Source organism: Thermotoga sp. 2812B, from assembly GCF_000789335.1.
GTDB classification, from domain to species: Bacteria; Thermotogota; Thermotogae; order Thermotogales; family Thermotogaceae; genus Thermotoga; species Thermotoga maritima.
Genome location: NZ_CP003408.1, coordinates 954,195 through 973,565, shown reverse-complemented (window position 1 = coordinate 973,565; position 19,371 = coordinate 954,195). Strand labels below are relative to the sequence as shown.

At 48.0% G+C, this 19,371-nt stretch carries 19 protein-coding genes and 1 pseudogene; 9 read left to right on the top strand and 11 right to left on the bottom strand.

What is annotated here, in order from left to right; genetic code table 11:
* Window positions 1-25: 25 nt before the first annotated feature.
* From T2812B_RS04855 to T2812B_RS04840, 4 genes are read right to left on the bottom strand one after another with little or no spacing between them, the layout of a single operon-like run.
* Window positions 26-454 (bottom strand): ferritin family protein, encoded by a 429-nt coding sequence (locus T2812B_RS04855; protein WP_008194237.1) that lies wholly within the window; start codon window positions 452-454, stop codon window positions 26-28.
* Entirely contained in the window at window positions 451-2,274 is a 1,824-nt protein-coding gene (gene nuoF / locus T2812B_RS04850; RefSeq protein WP_008194235.1) for an NADH-quinone oxidoreductase subunit NuoF, read from the bottom strand. The genes T2812B_RS04855 and nuoF overlap by 4 nt, the downstream gene beginning before the upstream one ends.
* Before the next feature lie 18 nt (window positions 2,275-2,292).
* Complete coding sequence (locus T2812B_RS04845) at window positions 2,293-2,673, bottom strand: ferredoxin (RefSeq protein WP_004082448.1); 381 nt, start codon at window positions 2,671-2,673, stop codon at window positions 2,293-2,295.
* A gap of 2 nt (window positions 2,674-2,675) precedes the next feature.
* On the bottom strand, window positions 2,676-3,164 hold the full coding sequence (locus tag T2812B_RS04840) for an NAD(P)H-dependent oxidoreductase subunit E (protein ID WP_004082449.1): 489 nt from the start codon (window positions 3,162-3,164) through the stop codon (window positions 2,676-2,678).
* A 203-nt stretch (window positions 3,165-3,367) separates the two neighbouring features.
* Between T2812B_RS04840 and T2812B_RS04835 the strand changes: the two genes are divergently transcribed.
* The 9 genes and pseudogenes from T2812B_RS04835 to T2812B_RS09765 all read left to right on the top strand — a co-directional run bounded on the left by T2812B_RS04835 (window position 3,368) and on the right by T2812B_RS09765 (window position 9,624).
* Window positions 3,368-4,129: an MBL fold metallo-hydrolase gene (locus T2812B_RS04835; RefSeq protein WP_008194231.1), complete on the top strand. Its 762-nt coding sequence runs from the start codon at window positions 3,368-3,370 to the stop codon at window positions 4,127-4,129.
* 9 nt (window positions 4,130-4,138) lie between these two features.
* Window positions 4,139-4,975 carry a methyl-accepting chemotaxis protein gene (locus T2812B_RS04830; protein WP_008194229.1) on the top strand — a complete coding sequence of 279 codons (837 nt, stop codon included), beginning with the start codon at window positions 4,139-4,141 and terminating at the stop codon, window positions 4,973-4,975.
* Window positions 4,976-5,065: 90 nt separating this feature from the next.
* Window positions 5,066-5,644, top strand: a complete 579-nt coding sequence (gene porC / locus T2812B_RS04825) for a pyruvate synthase subunit PorC (protein WP_008194227.1) — start codon at window positions 5,066-5,068, stop codon at window positions 5,642-5,644.
* Window positions 5,645-5,656: 12 nt separating this feature from the next.
* On the top strand, window positions 5,657-5,956 hold the full coding sequence (porD, locus tag T2812B_RS04820) for a pyruvate synthase subunit PorD (protein ID WP_004082458.1): 300 nt from the start codon (window positions 5,657-5,659) through the stop codon (window positions 5,954-5,956).
* 2 nt (window positions 5,957-5,958) lie between these two features.
* Window positions 5,959-7,137: a pyruvate synthase subunit PorA gene (gene porA / locus T2812B_RS04815; RefSeq protein ID WP_004082460.1), complete on the top strand. Its 1,179-nt coding sequence runs from the start codon at window positions 5,959-5,961 to the stop codon at window positions 7,135-7,137.
* 14 nt (window positions 7,138-7,151) lie between these two features.
* Window positions 7,152-8,126, top strand: coding sequence for a thiamine pyrophosphate-dependent enzyme (locus T2812B_RS04810; RefSeq protein ID WP_008194222.1), 975 nt, complete (start codon window positions 7,152-7,154; stop codon window positions 8,124-8,126).
* Between the two features lie 41 nt (window positions 8,127-8,167).
* On the top strand, window positions 8,168-8,938 hold the full coding sequence (locus tag T2812B_RS04805; protein ID WP_008194220.1) for a glucose 1-dehydrogenase: 771 nt from the start codon (window positions 8,168-8,170) through the stop codon (window positions 8,936-8,938).
* Window positions 8,935-9,312: pseudogene (crcB, locus tag T2812B_RS09770) on the top strand (fluoride efflux transporter CrcB); the annotation flags it as partial. The gene T2812B_RS04805 and the pseudogene crcB, both read left to right, overlap by 4 nt.
* Window positions 9,292-9,624, top strand: coding sequence for a DUF190 domain-containing protein (locus tag T2812B_RS09765; RefSeq protein WP_327084763.1), 333 nt, complete (start codon window positions 9,292-9,294; stop codon window positions 9,622-9,624). The pseudogene crcB and the gene T2812B_RS09765, both read left to right, overlap by 21 nt.
* Here the strand turns inward: T2812B_RS09765 and mutL are convergent.
* The 7 genes from mutL to T2812B_RS04760 form a co-directional block, all read right to left on the bottom strand.
* The gene (gene mutL / locus T2812B_RS04790; RefSeq protein WP_008194216.1) at window positions 9,621-11,150 is read right to left on the bottom strand and encodes a DNA mismatch repair endonuclease MutL; all 1,530 of its coding nucleotides are present in this window, start codon (window positions 11,148-11,150) and stop codon (window positions 9,621-9,623) included. The two genes, T2812B_RS09765 and mutL, sit on opposite strands and share 4 nt — an antisense overlap.
* Window positions 11,151-11,245: 95 nt before the next feature.
* Window positions 11,246-13,219, bottom strand: a complete 1,974-nt coding sequence (locus T2812B_RS04785) for a methyl-accepting chemotaxis protein (RefSeq protein ID WP_039454520.1) — start codon at window positions 13,217-13,219, stop codon at window positions 11,246-11,248.
* A 60-nt stretch (window positions 13,220-13,279) separates the two neighbouring features.
* Window positions 13,280-15,208 carry a carbohydrate binding domain-containing protein gene (locus tag T2812B_RS04780; RefSeq protein ID WP_038050948.1) on the bottom strand — a complete coding sequence of 643 codons (1,929 nt, stop codon included), beginning with the start codon at window positions 15,206-15,208 and terminating at the stop codon, window positions 13,280-13,282.
* A gap of 10 nt (window positions 15,209-15,218) precedes the next feature.
* A complete protein-coding gene (locus T2812B_RS04775; protein WP_008194210.1) occupies window positions 15,219-17,384 on the bottom strand; it encodes a beta-glucosidase in 2,166 nt (721 codons plus the stop codon).
* Entirely contained in the window at window positions 17,368-17,574 is a 207-nt protein-coding gene (locus tag T2812B_RS04770; RefSeq protein ID WP_004082479.1) for a hypothetical protein, read from the bottom strand. Before T2812B_RS04770 ends, T2812B_RS04775 begins: the two co-directional genes overlap by 17 nt.
* The gene (locus tag T2812B_RS04765; protein WP_004082480.1) at window positions 17,574-18,380 is read right to left on the bottom strand and encodes an ABC transporter ATP-binding protein; all 807 of its coding nucleotides are present in this window, start codon (window positions 18,378-18,380) and stop codon (window positions 17,574-17,576) included. Before T2812B_RS04765 ends, T2812B_RS04770 begins: the two co-directional genes overlap by 1 nt.
* Entirely contained in the window at window positions 18,377-19,369 is a 993-nt protein-coding gene (locus T2812B_RS04760) for an ABC transporter ATP-binding protein (RefSeq protein ID WP_008194206.1), read from the bottom strand. The genes T2812B_RS04765 and T2812B_RS04760 overlap by 4 nt, the downstream gene beginning before the upstream one ends.
* Between the last annotated feature and the right edge of the window lie 2 nt (window positions 19,370-19,371).

Sequence of the window (19,371 nt, the reverse complement as noted above, 5' to 3'; positions counted from 1 at the left end):
AACCCCGCCGTCCGGCGGGGTATCTTCACACTTCCAGTCTCAGAAGGTCCCTCAGATGCTTTTTCTCCTCATCGATGATCGCCTGAACGGGTTCTTTCTCCGGTACGTAGCTCAATATTTCGCTGTAAAAGACTATGGAATCTTTTTCCACTTCGATGGCCCTTCTCACGGCTTCTCTCAGATCATCAGGGGGAATTTCTTCGAGTTTGGGAAAGATAGAGATCTCTGCGAGAGCTTCGAGATAGCCGAGCACCTCATCGGATGGGTTAAGATCCTGCTCGTATTTTTCTAGGATCTCCTTGAACTTTCTGGAGTGGTCCCTCTCTTGTTCCGCCAGCCGTTCAAAGAGTGCCTTCGTTTCCCCCTCCGTTTTCTCCGCGAGATTCTTGTAATAAGAGTAACCGGTTGATTCGATCCTCAAAGCTATATTCAGAAGATCCCTTGGGCCTATCATTCTACCGCCTCCTCCACCGGCAGGGCTGGAGTAACCTTACTTATAGCTCCAAACCTACAGACTTCGATACAGCTACCACACCTGACACACTCCGCCTGATCTATCACGTGAGGCTGCCTCACCTGACCGCTTATACACTGAACAGGACAGACTCTCGCACACGCGGTACATCCAACACATTTTTCAGGATCAATCACATAGCTGATCAACGCTTTACACTTCTTGGATGGACACTTCTTCTCTCTGACATGCGCCAGATACTCGTCTCTGAAGTATCTGAGTGTGGAAAGAACAGGATTCGGTGCGGTTTGACCAAGTCCACAGAGGGAAGTGTCCTTTACCACATGCGCCAGCTTTTCGAGCTCTTCTATGTCCTCCTCTGTTCCCTCGCCGGAAGTGATCTTCTCCAGGATTTCGAGCATCTTCTTCGTTCCTTCTCTACAGGGCGTACATTTTCCACAGGATTCTTCCACGGTGAACTCGAGGAAGAACCTTGCGACGTCAACCATACAGTCGTCTTCGTCCATCACTATCATTCCACCAGAACCCATGATTGCACCGAGTTTCTGGAGGGATTCGAAATCAACAGGAGTGTTCACATACTCAGCGGGGATACATCCTCCACTCGGTCCCCCAGTCTGGATGGCTTTCAGCTTTTTGTCTCCGGCTATTCCTCCTCCAATCTCGTATATGAGCTCTCTGAGTGTGATTCCCATGGGAACTTCCACAAGACCTGTGTTCTTCACTTTACCAGCGAGAGCGAACACTTTCGTCCCCGGAGAGTTCTCCGTCCCGTATTTTCTGAACTCTTTCGCACCGTTTCTGATGATCCAGGGTACGTTCGCAAGTGTTTCAACGTTGTTGATCACTGTGGGGTATCCCCAGAGTCCCTTCTCAACGGGATAGGGAGGCTTCACCCTCGGCTGGCCTCTCTCACCCTCTATGGAGGCCATCAACGCGGTTTCCTCACCACAAACGAACGCACCCGCACCGATTCTGATCTCTATATCGAAGGAAAAATCCGTTCCCATTATGTTTTCTCCAAGAAAACCGTACTCTCTTGCCTGATTCAGTGCGATGTTGAGCCTTTCGATGGCGAGAGGATACTCCGCCCTGACATAAACGAACCCCTTCTGAGCACCTATCGCGTAGGCGGCTATTGCCATTCCCTCTATGACGGCGTGTGGATCTCCTTCAAGAACCGATCTGTCCATGAAAGCACCCGGATCTCCTTCGTCCGCGTTACAGACAACGAATTTCTTCTCGGCCTTTTGCTTTGCCGCGAGTTCCCACTTGAGCCCTGTTGGAAAACCCGCTCCTCCTCTTCCTCTGAGTCCGCTGTCCTTTATCTCCCTTATCACGTCTTCCGGTTTCATCTGAAGAGCCTTTGCAAGGGCAAAGTATCCGTCTCTTGCGATGTACTCCTCTATCTTCGTGGGATCTATGACACCGAGATTCCTTGTGACGATCCTGACCTGTTTCTTGAAGAAAGGCACTTCCTCATGGACCCTTGGAACAGGTTTTCCTTCGGGAGCTTTGTAAAGGTACTTCTCCACGATCCTTCCCTTCAAAATGTGTTCTTCAACGATCTCTCTTGCCGCATCTGGCGTGAGCTTCTGGTAAAACACACCTTCCGGGTAGATCACGGCGATCGGCCCCAGAGTACACGCTCCCATACAACCGGTCTCTATCACCCTGACAACTTCATCGAGGCCGTACTTTCTCAATTCTTCTTCGAAGGCATCTTTGACACTCTTTTCGCCGGCGGAAATACACGCTCCACCTGCACAGATAAGGATCGTGTTCGTTGTGAGCGGCACTTTCCTTCACCTCCAGAGTCAGGCTTCTCCTCTTTTGACCACCAGATCTTCGACGACCCTTCCTTCGAGTATGTGCATCTTCACGATTCTCTTTGCGTTTTCCGGAGTGACCCTTCCGTATATGACTGGCTCCTGACCTTCGAGCCTCACTTCAACGGTGGGTTCCACCTCGCAGAGTCCCATGCAACCCGACTGAACAACCGCTATATCGTTTATGTTGTATTCATTGAGGGCTTCAACGATCGCCTTCAGAGTCTCTTTGGCACCCGCCGCTATTCCACACGTACCCATCGCAACAGTTATCTTCCCTCTTTTACCTGTTTCGCCCCTCAGCTGGAGATCCTTCAGCGCCTGCTCCTTTATCTTCATGAGTTCTTCCAGACTCTTCACCTTGGCCATCCTCATCCCTCCCGCTTGTACTTACTGATGATCTGAGGCACCATATCGGGAGTTACTCTGCCGTAAAAATCGTCTTCATCCACCATGACAACCGGTGCCATACTGCACGCCCCGAGGCATCTCACACCGTGAACGGAGAACATACCATCGCTGGTGGGTTCATCCGGATTCACCTTGAGTTCTTCGAGGAATCTTTCGAAGATTCTGTCCGCACCCTTCACGTAACACGCGGTACCGAGACAAACCTTGATCTGATGTTTTCCCTTTGGCTTTGTGGAGAAGAAGTTGTAGAAGGTGACCACTCCATAAACTTTCGAGAGAGGAACGTCGAGTTTGTCTGAGATGTACTCGAGAACATCTGCGGGAAGATATCCGAAGAGTTCCTGTGCCTTGTGAAGCACCTGTATGAGTGCATCCTTCTTTCCCTCGTACCCATTTTCTTCTATGAAATTCTCCAGCTCTTTGAAGAGTTCTTCTTTCGACTTGACCAAAACCGCCACCTCCTGATCGGAATTTATCGGGAATTTTTTCACAATTTTTATCTGATATTTTTTTCACATTCACCATAGTCGATTATAACACCTCTCACTGTCATATGATGAAAAGAAAAGAAACAGTCACAAAGCGTTGTATGTAGTGATAAAATCAAATGGGGATTAATTCTTGAAATCTTTTGAATTAAGGAGGGAACAACATGTTTGAAAACGAAATCCTCTTCGACAACGGTCAGCACAAATTCCTGTTTCTGGGATGGGAAGAGAAAGAAGAAGAGATCGTTCAGACGAACCAGTATCTGATCCTCGATGGAAACGAAGGGATTCTCCTGGACCCGGGTGGAGCACACGTCTTTCCCAGGGTGATGTCGAATGTAGCGGAAGTGGTTGATCTTTCCAGCATAAAACACATATTCTACACGCATCAGGATCCCGATGTCACATCCGGAATTCTGCTCTGGCTTTCGATATGTGAGAACGCGAAGATATACATATCCTCTCTCTGGGTGAGGTTTCTCCCACACTTTGGAATCTACGATCAGAAAAGGATCGTTCCGATCCCTGACAAAGGAACAAAGATAAAACTCCTGAGCGGTAACGAACTCGAGATACTCCCGGCGCATTTCCTTCATTCTACTGGGAATTTCGTTCTCTACGATCCGGTGGCAAAGATCCTTTTCTCAGGAGATATAGGCGCCGCGGTGTTTGAAAAAGGAAAGAGGTACAGGTACGTCGATGATTTCGAAAGACATCTTCCGCTCATGGAGGCCTTCCACAAAAGGTACATGTCTTCCAATGCGGCCTGCAAGAAATGGGTGGATATGGTTTCAAAGAAGAAGATAGATATGATCGCACCTCAGCACGGCGCTGTGTTCAGAGGAGAGTCTGTGAAGAAATTCCTCGAGTGGTTCAGAAATCTCAAATGCGGTGTTGATCTGATAGACAATCTCTATTCTTTGTGAGGTGATTCTATGAGAGAAAAAGAAATCGTGGATAAACTCACTTCTGCGTTCTTTGCAGAGAACACGATCATATCCTTCACAAGCCAGCTGGACGAAGCACTGACCAGAAAGCTGAGAAGAATGCAGCGCAGAATAGAAGAAGTTAAAGAAAGGTTTGTGAATCTCAACAGACTGTTTCAGGAACTGGTGGGAGATTTTCAAGCGAAAAGTGATCAGCTCGTCTCTGTCATCCAAGACATGGAGAAGATCAGCGAAAACATCATGGAGGAGTTGAAAAAATCTGGAACAAATGTAGATCAGATCGTCGAAAGGGTGAAAGAAGCTTCATCCCAGATAGGAGAGACCCTTGAAAACATAAGATCGATCGAAAAGTTGATTCAGAACATTATGAGAATCGCCAGGGAAACCAACATCCTCGCCTTAAACGCCACCATAGAGGCTGCGAGGGCGGGAGAAGCGGGAAAAGGCTTCATGATCGTGGCAAACGAGGTTCAGAATCTGTCAAACGAAACAAATGAAGTGACAAAGCAGATCGTTGAGAAGACCAGAGAAATTCTCGGATCTTCACAAAGATCCCTCGAAAACCTCGAGTTCATGGCGAATCTGTTTGAAACAGTTGGAAAAACCCTCCAGAACATGATTCGTTTCATGGAAAACAACGTAAAGCTCCTTCAGGAGGTCAGAAACTCCCTCGATACATCGAAAGAGTCACTCTCAGAAAAGAGCGCGGAAATCGACAGTGCAACGAAGGTTCTGGAAGAGACTGCAGGAGGATTCACGACCATAAACAGAGTTATCAACTCAGTGATCACCGCTCAGAGAAAACTGAAGGATCTGAAGATTTAATTTATTGTTTAAGTATACCATTATGAAATGCATTATGTATCTGATACAATAACGTGGGTTAAATCCATGTTGTCGAGGAGGTGCAATCGGATGCCCGTTGCGAAGAAATACTTTGAAATACGATGGCACGGTAGAGCCGGGCAAGGTGCGAAGAGTGCTTCCCAGATGCTGGCAGAAGCCGCTCTGGAAGCCGGGAAATACGTTCAGGCTTTTCCAGAATACGGTGCAGAAAGAACAGGCGCTCCCATGAGGGCCTTCAACAGGATTGGTGATGAGTACATCAGAGTGAGATCCGCGGTGGAAAACCCGGACGTCGTTGTGGTGATCGATGAAACACTACTTTCTCCCGCCATTGTAGAAGGCCTGTCAGAAGATGGAATCCTCCTTGTGAACACCGTTAAGGATTTCGAATTCGTCAGAAAAAAGACAGGATTCAACGGGAAGATATGCGTGGTGGATGCTACAGACATCGCTCTCCAGGAGATAAAGAGAGGAATACCGAACACACCGATGCTTGGGGCGCTGGTCAGAGTGACTGGCATTGTGCCTCTTGAGGTGATAGAGAAGAGAATCGAGAAGATGTTCGGAAAGAAATTTCCCCAGGAAGTGGTTGAGGCGAACAAGAGAGCTTTGAGACGTGGATATGAGGAAGTAAAGTGCTCAGAGTGAGGAGGTGTGAGAATGTCTCTTAAAAGCTGGAAGGAAATTCCCATTGGAGGAGTCATCGACAAACCGGGGACAGCAAGAGAATACAAAACAGGTGCCTGGCGTGTGATGAGACCTATTCTCCACAAAGAGAAATGTATAGACTGTATGTTCTGCTGGCTCTACTGTCCGGATCAGGCGATCATTCAGGAAGGCGGAATAATGAAAGGTTTCAACTACGACTACTGTAAAGGATGCGGACTCTGTGCGAACGTATGTCCAAAGCAGGCCATAGAGATGAGACCTGAGACTGAGTTTCTGAGCGAGGAGGGATGAGGATGGAAAGGGTCGTCGAGAGAGTGGCCGTTACCGGTGCTGAGGCCGTTGCCAATGCGATGAGACAGATAGAACCCGATGTCGTTGCGGCGTACCCGATCACTCCACAGACACCTATTGTGGAGTACTTTGCCAGGTTCGTCGCAGACGGCGTTGTCAGGACAGAAATGATTCCCGTCGAAAGTGAACACAGTGCGATGAGTGCTGTTGTTGGAGCCGCTGCCGCGGGAGCAAGAGCGATGACGGCAACCAGTGCAAATGGACTCGCACTGATGCACGAAATAGTTTACATCGCTGCCTCCTACAGACTTCCTATCGTGATGCCCGTTGTGAACAGAGCGCTCAGTGGTCCTATAAACATTCACTGTGACCACAGCGACGCGATGGCAGAAAGGGATTCCGGGTGGATTCAGCTCTTTGCGGAAACCAATCAGGAGGCTTACGATTTCACCATTCTCGCTGTGAGACTGGCAGAACACGAAGATGTGAGACTTCCCGTCATGGTGAACCTCGATGGGTTCATCCTTTCTCACGGAGTGGAACCCGTTGAGTTCTATCCCGATGAACTCGTGAAAAAGTTCGTCGGAGAGCTCAAACCCATGTATCCTCTTCTGGATACCGAACACCCCGTAACCTGGGGTCCACTCGATCTTTACGATTACTACTTCGAACACAAAAGACAGCAGATTGAAGCCATGGAAAACGTAAAGAAGGTGTTCCCGGAAATCGCAAAAGAATTCGAAGAAACGTTTGGAAGGAAATACTGGTTCGTCGAACCGTACAGAATGGAAGACGCAGAGCACGTGATGGTAGCACTGGGCTCTACAAACAGCACGATAAAGTACGTGGTTGATGAACTGAGAGAAGAGGGCTACAAAGTCGGCTCTTTGAAGATCTGGATGTTCAGGCCGTTCCCGAAGGAACAGCTTCAGGAACTCCTCAATGGAAGAAAGAGTGTGGTTGTGCTCGACAGAGCGGTTTCCTTCGGAGCGGAAGCACCTCTCTACGAAGCAGTGAAATCTGCGCTCTACGAAGTAGCAGCGAGGCCGATGCTTGGATCCTATGTCTACGGTCTCGGTGGAAGGGACATCAAACCAGAGCACATCAGAAAAGCGTTCGAAGATGCCATAAACGGAAACCTCATAGCAGACGAACAGAGATACCTCGGGCTCAGAGAGTGAAGGAGGTGTGAAGAATGCCTGTTAACATAAAACAGCTGGCACAGGAGTTCGATAAGAAAGAAATCGGTATCACACAGGGTCACAGGCTCTGTCCAGGTTGTGGAGCACCCATCACAGTGAAGTTCGTGATGATGATCGCAAGACACCTCGGATACGAACCCGTTGTTGGACTCGCAACAGGCTGTCTGGAGGTTTCTACCTCCATCTATCCGTACACCGCCTGGAGCGTACCTTACATTCACAACGCCTTTGAAAATGTGGCAGCGACGATGAGCGGTGTAGAAACGGCCTACAAAGCACTGAAAAACAAAGGAAAAATCCCAGAAGATAAGAAATACGCCTTCATTGCCTTTGGTGGAGACGGTGGAACGTACGATATCGGTCTTCAGTCACTGTCCGGGATGCTCGAAAGAGGTCATAAGGTGCTCTACGTCCTCTACGACAACGAGGGATACATGAACACAGGAAACCAGAGATCCGGATCCACACCTCCGGGTTCGGATACCACGACAGCTCCAGTTGGAAAGAAGCTCCCCGGAAAGGTCCAGCTGAAAAAGAACATCGTCGAAATCGTAGCAGCCCACGAAAACGTCTACGCGGCAACTGCATCGCTCTCTGAACCCATGGACTTCTTTGCCAAGGTGGAAAAAGCGCTGAACTTCGATGGACCTTCTTTCCTTGCGGTCTTCTCTCCTTGCGTCAGGTTCTGGAGAGTGAACGACGACAAGACAGTCGAGATCTCGAAACTCGCCGTAGAAACGAAGTACTGGCCTTTGTACGAAGTGGAAAGAGGAGTTTACAGAGTCACAAGAAAACCGAGACAGTTCAAACCTGTGGAGGAATTCCTGAAGGTTCAGGGTAGGTTCAGAAAACTTCTTTCAAGACCGGATGCAAAAGAAATCATAGACGAACTCCAGGAATACGTCGACAGAAGATGGGAAAGACTACTCACACTGGAAGAGGTTACAAAGGACAAACCGATTAGATAAAACGGGCGGGGGTTACCCCGCCTTTTCTGTGGGGTGTTAGCATGCTCGAAGGCAAAGTGGCAGTCGTTACAGGTGGAGGTCAGGGAATCGGAGCCGCGATCGCTCAGCTTTTTGCGGAAAACGGCATGAAGGTAGTCATAGCAGAGATAGACGAAGAAGCGGGCGTTGAAAGAGAAGAGCTGTTGAGAGAAAGGGGACTGGATGTCGCATTTGTAAAAACGGACGTTGCAGATGAAAACTCCGTGAAGAACATGGTGAGAAAAACCGTCGAAATATACGGTGGGATAGACGTTCTGGTGAACAACGCAGCCATCATGTCCGTGAAAAGCATCTTCGAAAGACCTCTCGAAGAGTGGGAGAGAGTGATCAGGGTGAACCTCACGGGGCCTTACATCTGTTCTCGATACTGCGCGGAAGAAATGGTAAAACGCGGTGGCGGAGTGATCATAAACATAGCAAGCACAAGGGCATTTCAGTCAGAACCAGACACGGAACCCTACTCGGCTTCAAAGGGAGGCCTTGTAGCACTCACACATTCCTTGGCCGTGAGTCTTTCCAGATATCACATAAGAGTGGTGAGCATAAGCCCCGGCTGGATAGAAACATCGGAATGGAAGAAGAAGTCCCTGAGAAAAAAACCTGATCTGAGACCCATTGATCACGAACAGCACCCGGCTGGAAGAGTTGGAAATCCCTTAGATATTGCCCATCTCTGCGTCTTTCTCGCGGACGACGAAAAAGCTGGTTTCATAACAGGCACGAACTTCATCGTCGATGGTGGTATGACAGTGAAGATGATATACGAGGAGTGATCGCGCTGGATTACTTGACAATTGCATTCGGAGGAGCGATTGGAGCCGTTCTCAGATACCTTGTTTCCCGTACGATCAATTCACTCCTGCCGTTCTCTTACATACCACTTGGCACGATCATCGTGAACTCTGTGGGTTCTTTTTTTCTTTCGTTTTTGATGTTCGCCGCTATCGAGAAAGTTCCTCTCTCTGAGGAAGCCATCCTTTTCTTCGGAACGGGGCTCCTGGGAGCCTTCACCACTTTTTCCACATTTACTTACGAAACGCTCTCGCTCATCGAAGAGAGTCCCGCAAGGGGAGTCGCTTATGCGCTTGCCAATCTTCTCTTTGCTTTTACATGCGCCTACTTTGGAATGATTCTGGGGAGGGGGGAAGGTATGAAGCTTCTCAAGATCTACCTCGGAGAAAAGGACAGACACGGCGGAAAGCCTCTTTTCGAGTATCTTGTGAAGCGCGCTTACGAACTCGGTATGAAAGGAGTCACCGTCTACAGAGGTATCATGGGTTTCGGTCACAAGAGACACATGCACAGAGGTGATTTTTTCAGTCTTTCACCGGATCTTCCCATTGTTCTTGAGATCGTCGATGAAGAGGAGAGAATAAACCTTTTTTTGAAGGAAATCGACAACATAGACTTCGATGGCCTGGTTTTCATCGCTGACGTCAACGTGGTGAAAATGGGTTAACGCTCGAAAAATCGGTCCATGTCCTCATAGCTGATCTTGAAAGAAATCGGCCTTCCGTGAGGACATCTTTCAAACCGCTTCTTGAAAAAGACATCCAGCAGTTTCGATGCGATCTCTTCGTCGAATTCTCCGGATTTAGTGGCAAGTTTACAAGCGGCAAGGGCTATTCTTTCCTTCAGTTTTTCATCAACCGGGAAGTCCCTGAAAAATTCCTCCACAACGTCTTCTGTGAGAAACTCCGGGATTTCAATGACTTTCAAAGCTTTTTCTCCTTGAAAAGAGAATCCGTATTCTTCCAGTCTCTGTTTTTCTTCCTTTGATAGCACAACTGTTATGTTCCTTTTCACCCGTCTCTTCCCCCAGCTTTTTTTCGAAAGGATTTCTTCGTAAATCGTTCGTTCGTGGAGAGCGTGAAGATCCACAAAGAGCAAACCATCTTCCACTTCAACGACAGCGTACTTACCCTTGACCAGAAACCATCTGTAGGATGGTGCTTCTGCCACGCTCAGCGCACGGGAGGATATCTCTTCGTACGTAACCGACCTGTACCACTTCCGTGCCAGATTTCTTTTGAGGGTTTCTTCCAAACTCTTTTTCACCTTTTTTTCGTTGAGAAATTTCACCACGATTTTCGAAGGGTGTATGTTCACGTCGAGTTCTTCCGGATTTACCTCTATGAAAAGAACCGCGACGGGATAGCTTCTCTTTGGAAGATCGTAAACTTTCATGAGTACTTCGTGGAGTTCTTCGGAAACCACAAAACGACCGTTCACGTAGAAATACTCTCCCGTTCTGCTGGATCTTGTCACCTCACGGGATGAAACGATTCCCTTTATCCTCAGTCCGGATAATTCCTCTTCGAACGTGATGTAACCTTTTCTCAGATCTTCAAGGATCAGGAGAGCTCTTTCAAAGATGTTCTGTGTTCTTGGAAAGGAATGGACTATCTTTCCATCTGAGGCGAATACGAAATCAACGTCGTTTCGTACAAGGACGAATCTTTCAAACATCTCACGGCACATTCTCAACTCGATGGCAGAGGACTTCAGAGATTTTCTCCGGACGGGCAGATTGAAGAAGAGATCTCTCACCTCAACGGTGGTACCGGTATCCCTGTGGGTTTCCGAGATTTCTTCCACTTTCCCCCCAGCAATCACCAACTGCGTTGCGAGTGTATCTTTTTCCGTTTTCGTCACAATCCTGGTTCTGCTGACCTGCACAATCGAAGCGAGCGCTTCCCCTCTGAAACCGTAAGTTCTGATCCTGTGCAGATCTTCCTCGCTCTCTATCTTGCTCGTCGTGTAAGGTTCTATTGCCAGAAGTACCTCTTCTCTGGTCATCCCGATTCCATTGTCGGATACTCTTACCATGTTTTTTCCACCGTTTTCTATCTCAACAACTATCCTGGTGGCCTGCGCGTCCAGGCTGTTTTCCACAAGCTCTTTCAGAACGAAAGATGGATTGTGGATCACCTCACCCGCAGCAATTTTTCTGACGAGGCTCTCGGGAAGTCTTTTTATTCTCAAAACAGAACACCTCTCCACTCGATTTCCCTGAAAATTTTAACATCCAGAAAAAAAGGCGGGATAACCCCGCCTGGTTTTTCTGTCGATTTTCCTTCTCACACCTTGAACTTCTGAACGAGCGTTGAGAGCTGTTCAGAAAGCTCAGACAGTCTTTCAGCGGCCTCAGAGACCTTGGCAGCAGACTCGGTCTGGTTTTCTATGAGAGACTCCATTCTGTTTAGACTTTCCACAACTCCTTCGACGATCTTTGTAACGTTGTCCATAGCACTTGCCATTTCTTCAGCAGCCGCACCCTGTTCCTGCGCAGTGGCAGCCGTGTGTTCTCTATGCATGCTGTTGATCTCTTCTATCCTTCTAAGGATCTCTCTGAATCTCTTTGTGACTTCTTCTCCCATCACCGCTATCTCGTCCACTCCTTCGAACATCTCTTTCGAACCGTTCTCCACGTGTTCTATCGTTGTTCTCAGGCTGCTCAGCATCTTTGCTATGTCTTCTGTCGCCCTCTGGCTCTCTTCTGCGAGTTTCCTTATCTCGTCTGCCACCACCGCAAAGCCTCTTCCCGCTTCCCCAGCTCGAGCTGCTTCTATCGCTGCATTCAAGGCAAGTAGATTCGTCTGCTCTGCTATCGAGCTGATCGTGTCCACTATCTCTCCTATCGTCTTGGCCGAGTCAACGAGTTCTCTCAGGTAGTCCCTCTGTCTTTCTGCTGACCCTTTGAGTTTGTTTATGACTCCTCCCACCGCTTCTACTCTCTCTGTCCCTTCTCTTGCCGCTTTCGTCACCGCTTCTGACCTTTCTGTCAGCTCCTGGGTGATCTTTGAGATGTTCTGAGCGCTCGCTGCCACTTCTTCTACGCCGCTCGTCACTTCTGTCAGCGCACTGCTCATGTTGTTCGCCTCGTCCAGTATCTTCTTGGCTTCTTCGTGCAGGTTCTCTGACATCTTGTGGCTCTCTTCTGAGAGAACTTTTATCTCTTCCGATGCTCCGCTCAGCTCTCTTGCCGCTTCTATGATGCTCACTATCATCTCTTTGAGTGAGAGTGCCGCTTCTTTCAGGCTCTCTTCTATCTGGGTCAGCTCGTCTCTTCCTTTCGCTTCGAACTCTACTGTCAGATCCCCTTCTCCGAATCTCTTCACTTTCTCTACCTGCTGCCTCATTCTCTTCACTACCGGCATCATCGAGACAAACAGCACTGCAAAGATCACTCCGCCAAACACTACATACGTCACTATCGTCCCAAGGGTCGCTTTCCTTCCTTCTGCAAGAAGTTCATTCAGGTACCCCGTTGAGAAGATGTAGAAGTCGTATCCGGGCACTTTCTCCCATACGGTGTATTTCTTCTCTCCGTTGTATTCGTATTCTACGTATTTCTCTCCACCTTTCTTTGCTTCCTCGAATGCTTTCTCAAAGCTACCCAGCTCTTTCACGTCTTTCATGAAGTTTCCCATGTCTTTGTGGATCAGTACTTTCCCGTCGCCTGTGACAAGAAGCCCGTAGCCGTTCTTGCTCGCTTTCCCTTCTTCTACAACTGCCTTCCAGAGATCGGAGTTCTCAGAGAGGGATATGCCTAATGCTATCAGTCCAGATGGTTCTGAACCGAACGTTGTAACTCCCTCCACAAAAAGCAAAACAGGCTTTCCATCGATGGATTCGGCAAGGACAAGCGAAGTTTTGTTCTTTTCCTTCATAAGGCTGAGATACTTTTCGTACTCTGAATAGTTCTTCTCTTCTATTTTTTCTGGTAAAACCAAATAAGCGGATTCGCTCATCTCATCGACAACAACACCAACGGAGACTGTATCCGTAGCCCCCTGAAGAACAGACTGAAGGTTCGAAGCGATCGTGTACCCTCCTATGAGAGAGCTGCCAAGGAGGGTTTTTAGATTTCTCTGAACCTCGTTCAGCTTCTGGGAGATGTACTTTGAAAGAGAAGACACCGACTTCTCCATGTAATCTTTTGCGTTGCTGATGAGAAGAGACGAGGTACTTCTCTGAACCAGATAAGCACTGAGAACAAAAGAAACAAGAATCACAACCATTATGAATATGATTCTGAATCTTATGTTCATCTCGCATCTCTCCTTTTATGGTTCTGAAACATCCCCGGCGCAGAGCACCGGGGATGTGTCTCATTGAGGGCTCACCGTGACATCATCGAAATAGATCGTAGTTGCCGCTTCTTTTCCAAGTTCGAAGCTGATCTGAACGACTTCATCCGCATCGTCTGGATGCGTATAGGTGAACGTGAACGTCTGCCAGTCGGTTGTGAGATTCACCGTTTGAGCAAAATAGTTGGTCCAGGGATCGTGATTCTGCAGAATTTTCACATTTATAGGTCTTGGTGTATCCGCTTTTGCTTTGAAAGAAATGGTGTAGGTTTTTCCTCTGTAAAGACCTATCCACTGGTTGAACTGTATGTGCCAGGTGTCGGTTCCAGGATCGGCCACAACAATGTAAACATAGCCATCTCTGACACCGTAATCGGATACTCTCGCACCGCTGATTCCATAGTCACCAGCTTGCCATATGAACCACTCATCTGGATTGTTGGCCTGATCGTTCACTATCGGTTCATCGAATGTGCCGTTGTTTATCTGTTCATAGGTCACCTCGGGACCTGCCTGCTGCTGTGCTTGTTCATATTCGCAGTCATCCACTTCCCCGGTGATTGTTTCCGGATTCATATCTTTATAGACTCTGATGTAGTCGATGTACATTCTCTGCGGAAACTGGGTGGTTTCGTCGGGATAACCCGGCCAGTAGCCTCCCACGGCAACGTTCAGAATGAGGAAGAACGGATGGTCGAAAACCCATTCAAGACCGAGTTCGGCCAGTTCATCCTTGCTGAGAACGTGGTAGAGCTGTCCGTCCACGTACCACTCCACTTCGTCTTCGTCCCATTCGATGGAGAAGATGTGGAAGTCTTCGGAAAAGTCCGGTACTCCTTCTGGAAGATGATAGGCAATACCTTTACTCGCACTACCGGAATATCCCGGACCGTGTGCTGTTCCATAAACGGTTCTGGTGTCGTGGCCAAGCATCTCCATGATGTCGATCTCACCACAGTCGGGCCATCCGACCTCTCCTATGTTGTTTCCGAGCATCCAGAGAGCGGGCCAGATACCTTTTCCTTTTGGAAGTTTTGCCCTTATTTCGATTTTTCCGTACTTTATTTCGAATTTACCTTCTGTAGTCATCCTGGCTGAGGTGTAGTCGTAGGTTCCGTACTCATCAGAAACCTGCTCTTTTCTCGCTTCAATCACAAGACAGCCGTTTTCAACGAACGCGTTTCTGTCTGTGTAGTACTCGAGTTCTCCGTTACCCCAGCCTGGAATTCCTTTTGCATGACCGTTTCCTATCTCGAAGTTCCAGATGTTCGGATCGATAACACCGTCATCGAACTCCTGGCTCCAGACGAGCTGCCAGTCTTCCACCTTGTCTTCATCCTCCTCGGTGTAGATTTCGTTTTCCTCACCGCTCACCTCGAGAACACCGATGTCCTCCATCACCACGTCGTCTATCCAGACTGTACCAGTGTACTTTCCAAGCTGAAACTCGAAACGGGCATTTTCATCGGTCTCCTGTCTCATAACGAATTCGAACTCGTACGTCTGCCAGTCCGTTCCGAGCTCGAAGACCATGCCGCCGGATTCATCGGTACCGGGGTTGTACGCAGCCCAGCCCCTTCCGGCCGTTCCTCCTATTTTCACCCCGATGTTCCTCTGAGAGGAAGCCTTGGCTCGGAAAGAAACTCTGTACTTGTGGAGTTTCTCAACACGAACGGGAGCCTGTATGACCTGGATAGACCAGGTGTGATCTCCTCCGTTTGTTATCTCAACCACAAGAGCACCGTCTTCAACTCGAGCTGTTCCCTCGCCGTTTGAATTGGTGAAGAACACCCAGTTGCTCTGTGTGTCTATAGAACCATCTGCCGTAGGTGGTTCTACATCTACACCTGCGATGAGAATTGGTTCATCGAAAGAAGCGTTGCCAAGAATGTTTTGAGCCAAAATGAAAACAGGAAAGAGAAGAAGAGCGAAAATCAGTTTGCGCATCATATCCCCCCTTTCATGGTTCGAATCTCTTCTCTTTTTCAACCAAGAAAACACCTTTCAATCTTATATCCCTCGAAGATGCACCGACCCTGACCTCGTATTCTCCTGACTCGACAACCCATTCTTTCCCATCGAAACTCGCAAGATCTCTGAGAGGAATTTCCAAGGAGATTTCTTCTGATTCACCCGGGTTCAAAAGTTTTGTTTTGTGAAACGCTTTCAGCTCCTGGAAGGGTTTGTCTATTTTTCCTTTTGGAGCTTTGATGTAGACCTGTGAGACTTCCTTTCCAGCTCTGTCCCCAGTGTTTGTGATCGTGTACGACACTCTGAGCGTCTCACCGTCGATAGCGATTTTTAAATCTTTGTATTCAAACTTTGTGTAAGAGAGGCCGTAGCCGAATTCGTAGGCAGGTTCCACACCGAAGGTGTCGTAGTACCTGTATCCCACGTAGATGTCTTCCTCGTACACCACTCTTTGCGGATTGTCCTTTGGCTCTCCTGGGAACGTCCAGGATGGAACGTCCGAGTAATCCTTCGGGAAGGTCGTTGGAAGTTTTCCGGAGGGATTAATCTTTCCCACAAGAACATCGGCCACTATTCTTCCCATCTCCTGTCCCGCCTGCCAGACGAGAAGAATTCCATCCACAAGGTCTCTCCAGCTTGCGACTTCGATGGGACTTCCGATGTTCAGAAGAACCACAACTTTCTTACCCTGATCGTGGAATTCTTTCGAGACGGTTTTTATGAGTTCCAGCTCGTCATCGGAGAGGTAGAAGTCACCTTTCACCGGCTTTCTGTCGTATCCCTCACCGGAGATCCTACTGATCACAACAACTGCAACATCGTTTTTCTTTGCAGCTTTCTTTATCTCTTTTTCTGAGAGGAAATTCTCTGGGAGTTTCGGTTTTATGACCGTTCCCCAAGAGTCGGTTCTGGGTTTATATTCCTCTGTTTCTCTCATCTTTTTTATGTACTCCTCATAAGTGGAAGCGAGTTCTTCGTCGAACTTCATGTTTCTTTCTTTTATGCCTTCAAGGATAGAGATCGTGTATCTCGGATGGGTGTCTCCACTTCCCGTTCCTCCCTTTATTGTTTCGATTTGACCGGTGCCAAAGACGGCGACATGGGTATTTTCATCGAACGGAAGAACACCGTTGTTCTCAAGAAGGACAACACCCTCCGCACCTGCTTCGTAGGCGACTTCCGCGTGAGATTCGAGATCCGGCTTGTTTGAGTACCTGTACCCTTTGAAGGAAGGCGCGTTCACAAGAACTTTGAGAATGTTTCTCACACACTCATCGAGAACCTCCTCACTCAATTTTCCCTCCTTCAACGCCTCCATGATTTCTTCTATTTCATCTCTTCTTTCTGTGTTCACCTGATACGCTTTCCCAGGCATGATCATATCGTTTCCGGCCTTGAGCTGTTCTACAGGGTTGTCTCCCGCGTACCAGTCGCTCATCACGAAACCGTCAAATCCCCATTCTTCCCTGAGAACCTTCTTCAAAAGCCATTCGTTCTGTGAACAGTATTTTCCATTCAGTTTGTTGTAAGCGCTCATCACGGTCCAGGGTCTTGCTTTCTTGACAGCAATTTCAAAACCTTTCAGATATATTTCTCTGAGGGCTCGCTCGGACACGATCGTGTCCACTACCATCCTGTTCGTTTCCTGGTTGTTCGCGACAAAGTGTTTTATGCAGGCTCCCACCCCTTGAGATTGAACTCCCTTGACAAAGGCTGAAGCCATTTCACCGGAAAGGACAGGATCTTCTGAGTAGTACTCGAAATTCCTTCCACAAAGAGGGTTTCTGTGAATGTTCATCGCAGGTGCAAGAAGCACATCGACACCGTATTCCCTAACTTCTTCTCCCATGGCTTTTCCCACTTCTTCCAGAAGGTCTCTGTTCCAGGTAGAAGCGAGCATGATTTCAACGGGAAATGCCGTCGTGTAGTAAGTGTTTTCATCGTTTTCCCTTGTGGGATTTATTCTGAGTCCTGCGGGACCATCTGCCAGGACAAACGCAGGAATTCCAAGTCTTGGAACGGGATGTGTTTCTCCAGCCGCACCCGCCACTCTGGAATGTGGGTTCCCAAAAAGTCCTGGAAGACCAACCCCCACAACGAGCTTCACCTTTTCCTCTGTAGTTAACTGAGAGAGAATTTCATCGATCCTTTCCATCGTCTTCTTCCCTCCTCTTTTTCTTTTCTCTGACGACAAGAAACACAAGGAAAGGTACTGTGAGTCCGAGGAGTCCTAAATTTAGGTAGAACTCCACTGGCCTCAAGCCACGCCACAGGTAATAAAACAGAACTATCAATTCAAGAACCAGAGCCCAAGAAAAAATGGAGAGAACCGCTTTTGTAAACATCACAGATCCTCCAGTTTCCTGTAAAGCTTCGGGATGCTACCGACGAGGAGCTTGGTGTATTCGTGGGTCGGCTCGAGAACCACTTTGTCTGGGTGTCCCCTTTCCACGATTTCACCGTTCTTCATAACGAAAATGTTGTCGGAAACGTAATAGGCAAGCCCCAGATCGTGTGTGATGAATATGATGGACGTTCCTTGTTCCTCTCTGAGCTCTTCGAGGAGTTTTATGATACCTCCTCTGGAGGAAGCGTCTATCATGGATGTGGGTTCGTCCGCTACGATCAAAAGAGGCCTCAAGATCCAGCATCTTGCTATCATGATTCTTTGTTTCTGTCCACCAGAAATCTGGTGCGGGTACTTTCCAAGTACATCCTTTGGATCTATTCCCACTCTGAAAAGTGACTCCTTTATGAGTTCGAGCGCTTCTTTCTTGTTTGAAGGCTTGTTCTCGAGAAGACTTATGGCCTGCCAGAGAGTTCTCTCGACTGGATAGAAGGGATTGTAACTCGCAAAAGGATCCTGGAAAACCGCGTGGACCTTCCTTCTGAATTCAACCAGAGATTCCCTGTCCTTTATATCTTTCCAGATATCTTTACCTTCAAAGTAGATTTCACCGGAGGTAGGGGGAAGGAGCCTCAGTATCATCTTTGCGGTGGTTGTTTTTCCGGAACCGCTTTCTCCAACGAGTGAAACGATTTCTTTCTCCTTCACCTCAAAAGAAACATTCTTCACCGCCTCTATACGACGCTTGGAGAAGAATCCAAGTGAGAAGATCTTTGTAAGGTTCTTCACGACGAGCCTGCTCATGCTCTCTCCTCCATGTAAAGCCAGCATGCAACTCTTCTTCCTGGTTCTATCTCCGTTAGCGGTGGTTCTTTTTCTTTACAGACATCCATCGCGTGAGGGCATCTAGGATGGAATCTGCAGCCAGATGGAGGATTTATGAGATTGGGTGGAGCTCCAGGAATGGTGGTGATTCCTCTCTTTTTCACCTCTGGTTCTGGAGTGAGAACCGAATTGAAAAGCCCCTGGGTGTAAGGATGAAGCGGTTTTTCCAGGAGACTTTCCACAGGTGCGAACTCAACTATCTTTCCAGCGTACATGATGATCATTCTGTCTGCGATCTGCCTTACAGTCGCTATGTCATGGGTGATGAAGATTATGCTCTTCACGATTCCTTGGCGTTTCATCTGCATCAGGACTTTCAAAAGAACCTTTTGATTCACAACATCCAGAGCGGAAGTTGGCTCATCAGCTATGAGAAGGCTCGGATTCAATATAGTTGCGATCGCTATCACGGCTCTTTGTCTCATTCCACCACTTAGTTCAAAAGGATACCTTTTAATCCAAAGTGGATCGAGCCCTACCTCTTCAAATCTTCTTCTGGCTTTATCCAAAAGTTCCTCTTCGTCTATTCCGTGCGATTCCGCAAGATGCCTCACATACTTTTCCATCCTGATGGTGGGCATCAGTGCGTTCATCGCTGCCTGGGGTATTATCGTTATCTCTTTTCCCCAGAATTTTCTTTTCACTTCGTCTCTTGTCATGGACGACAGCTCCACAAACTCTCCGTTAACTCTCAGAAATATCTTTCCATCAACGAGTGTCAACGGCTTTACCATGTTCATGAAAATCACGTTCGAGAGAGTTGTCTTTCCACAACCAGATTCACCGACAACCCCTATAACTTCGTCTTCCAGTATTTCAAAAGACAAACCATCCACAGCTTTGACAGAAGCCTTTTCCAGTTTATAGTAGGCCCTCACATTTTCTGCTTTCAAAAGTATTTCTTTCATTC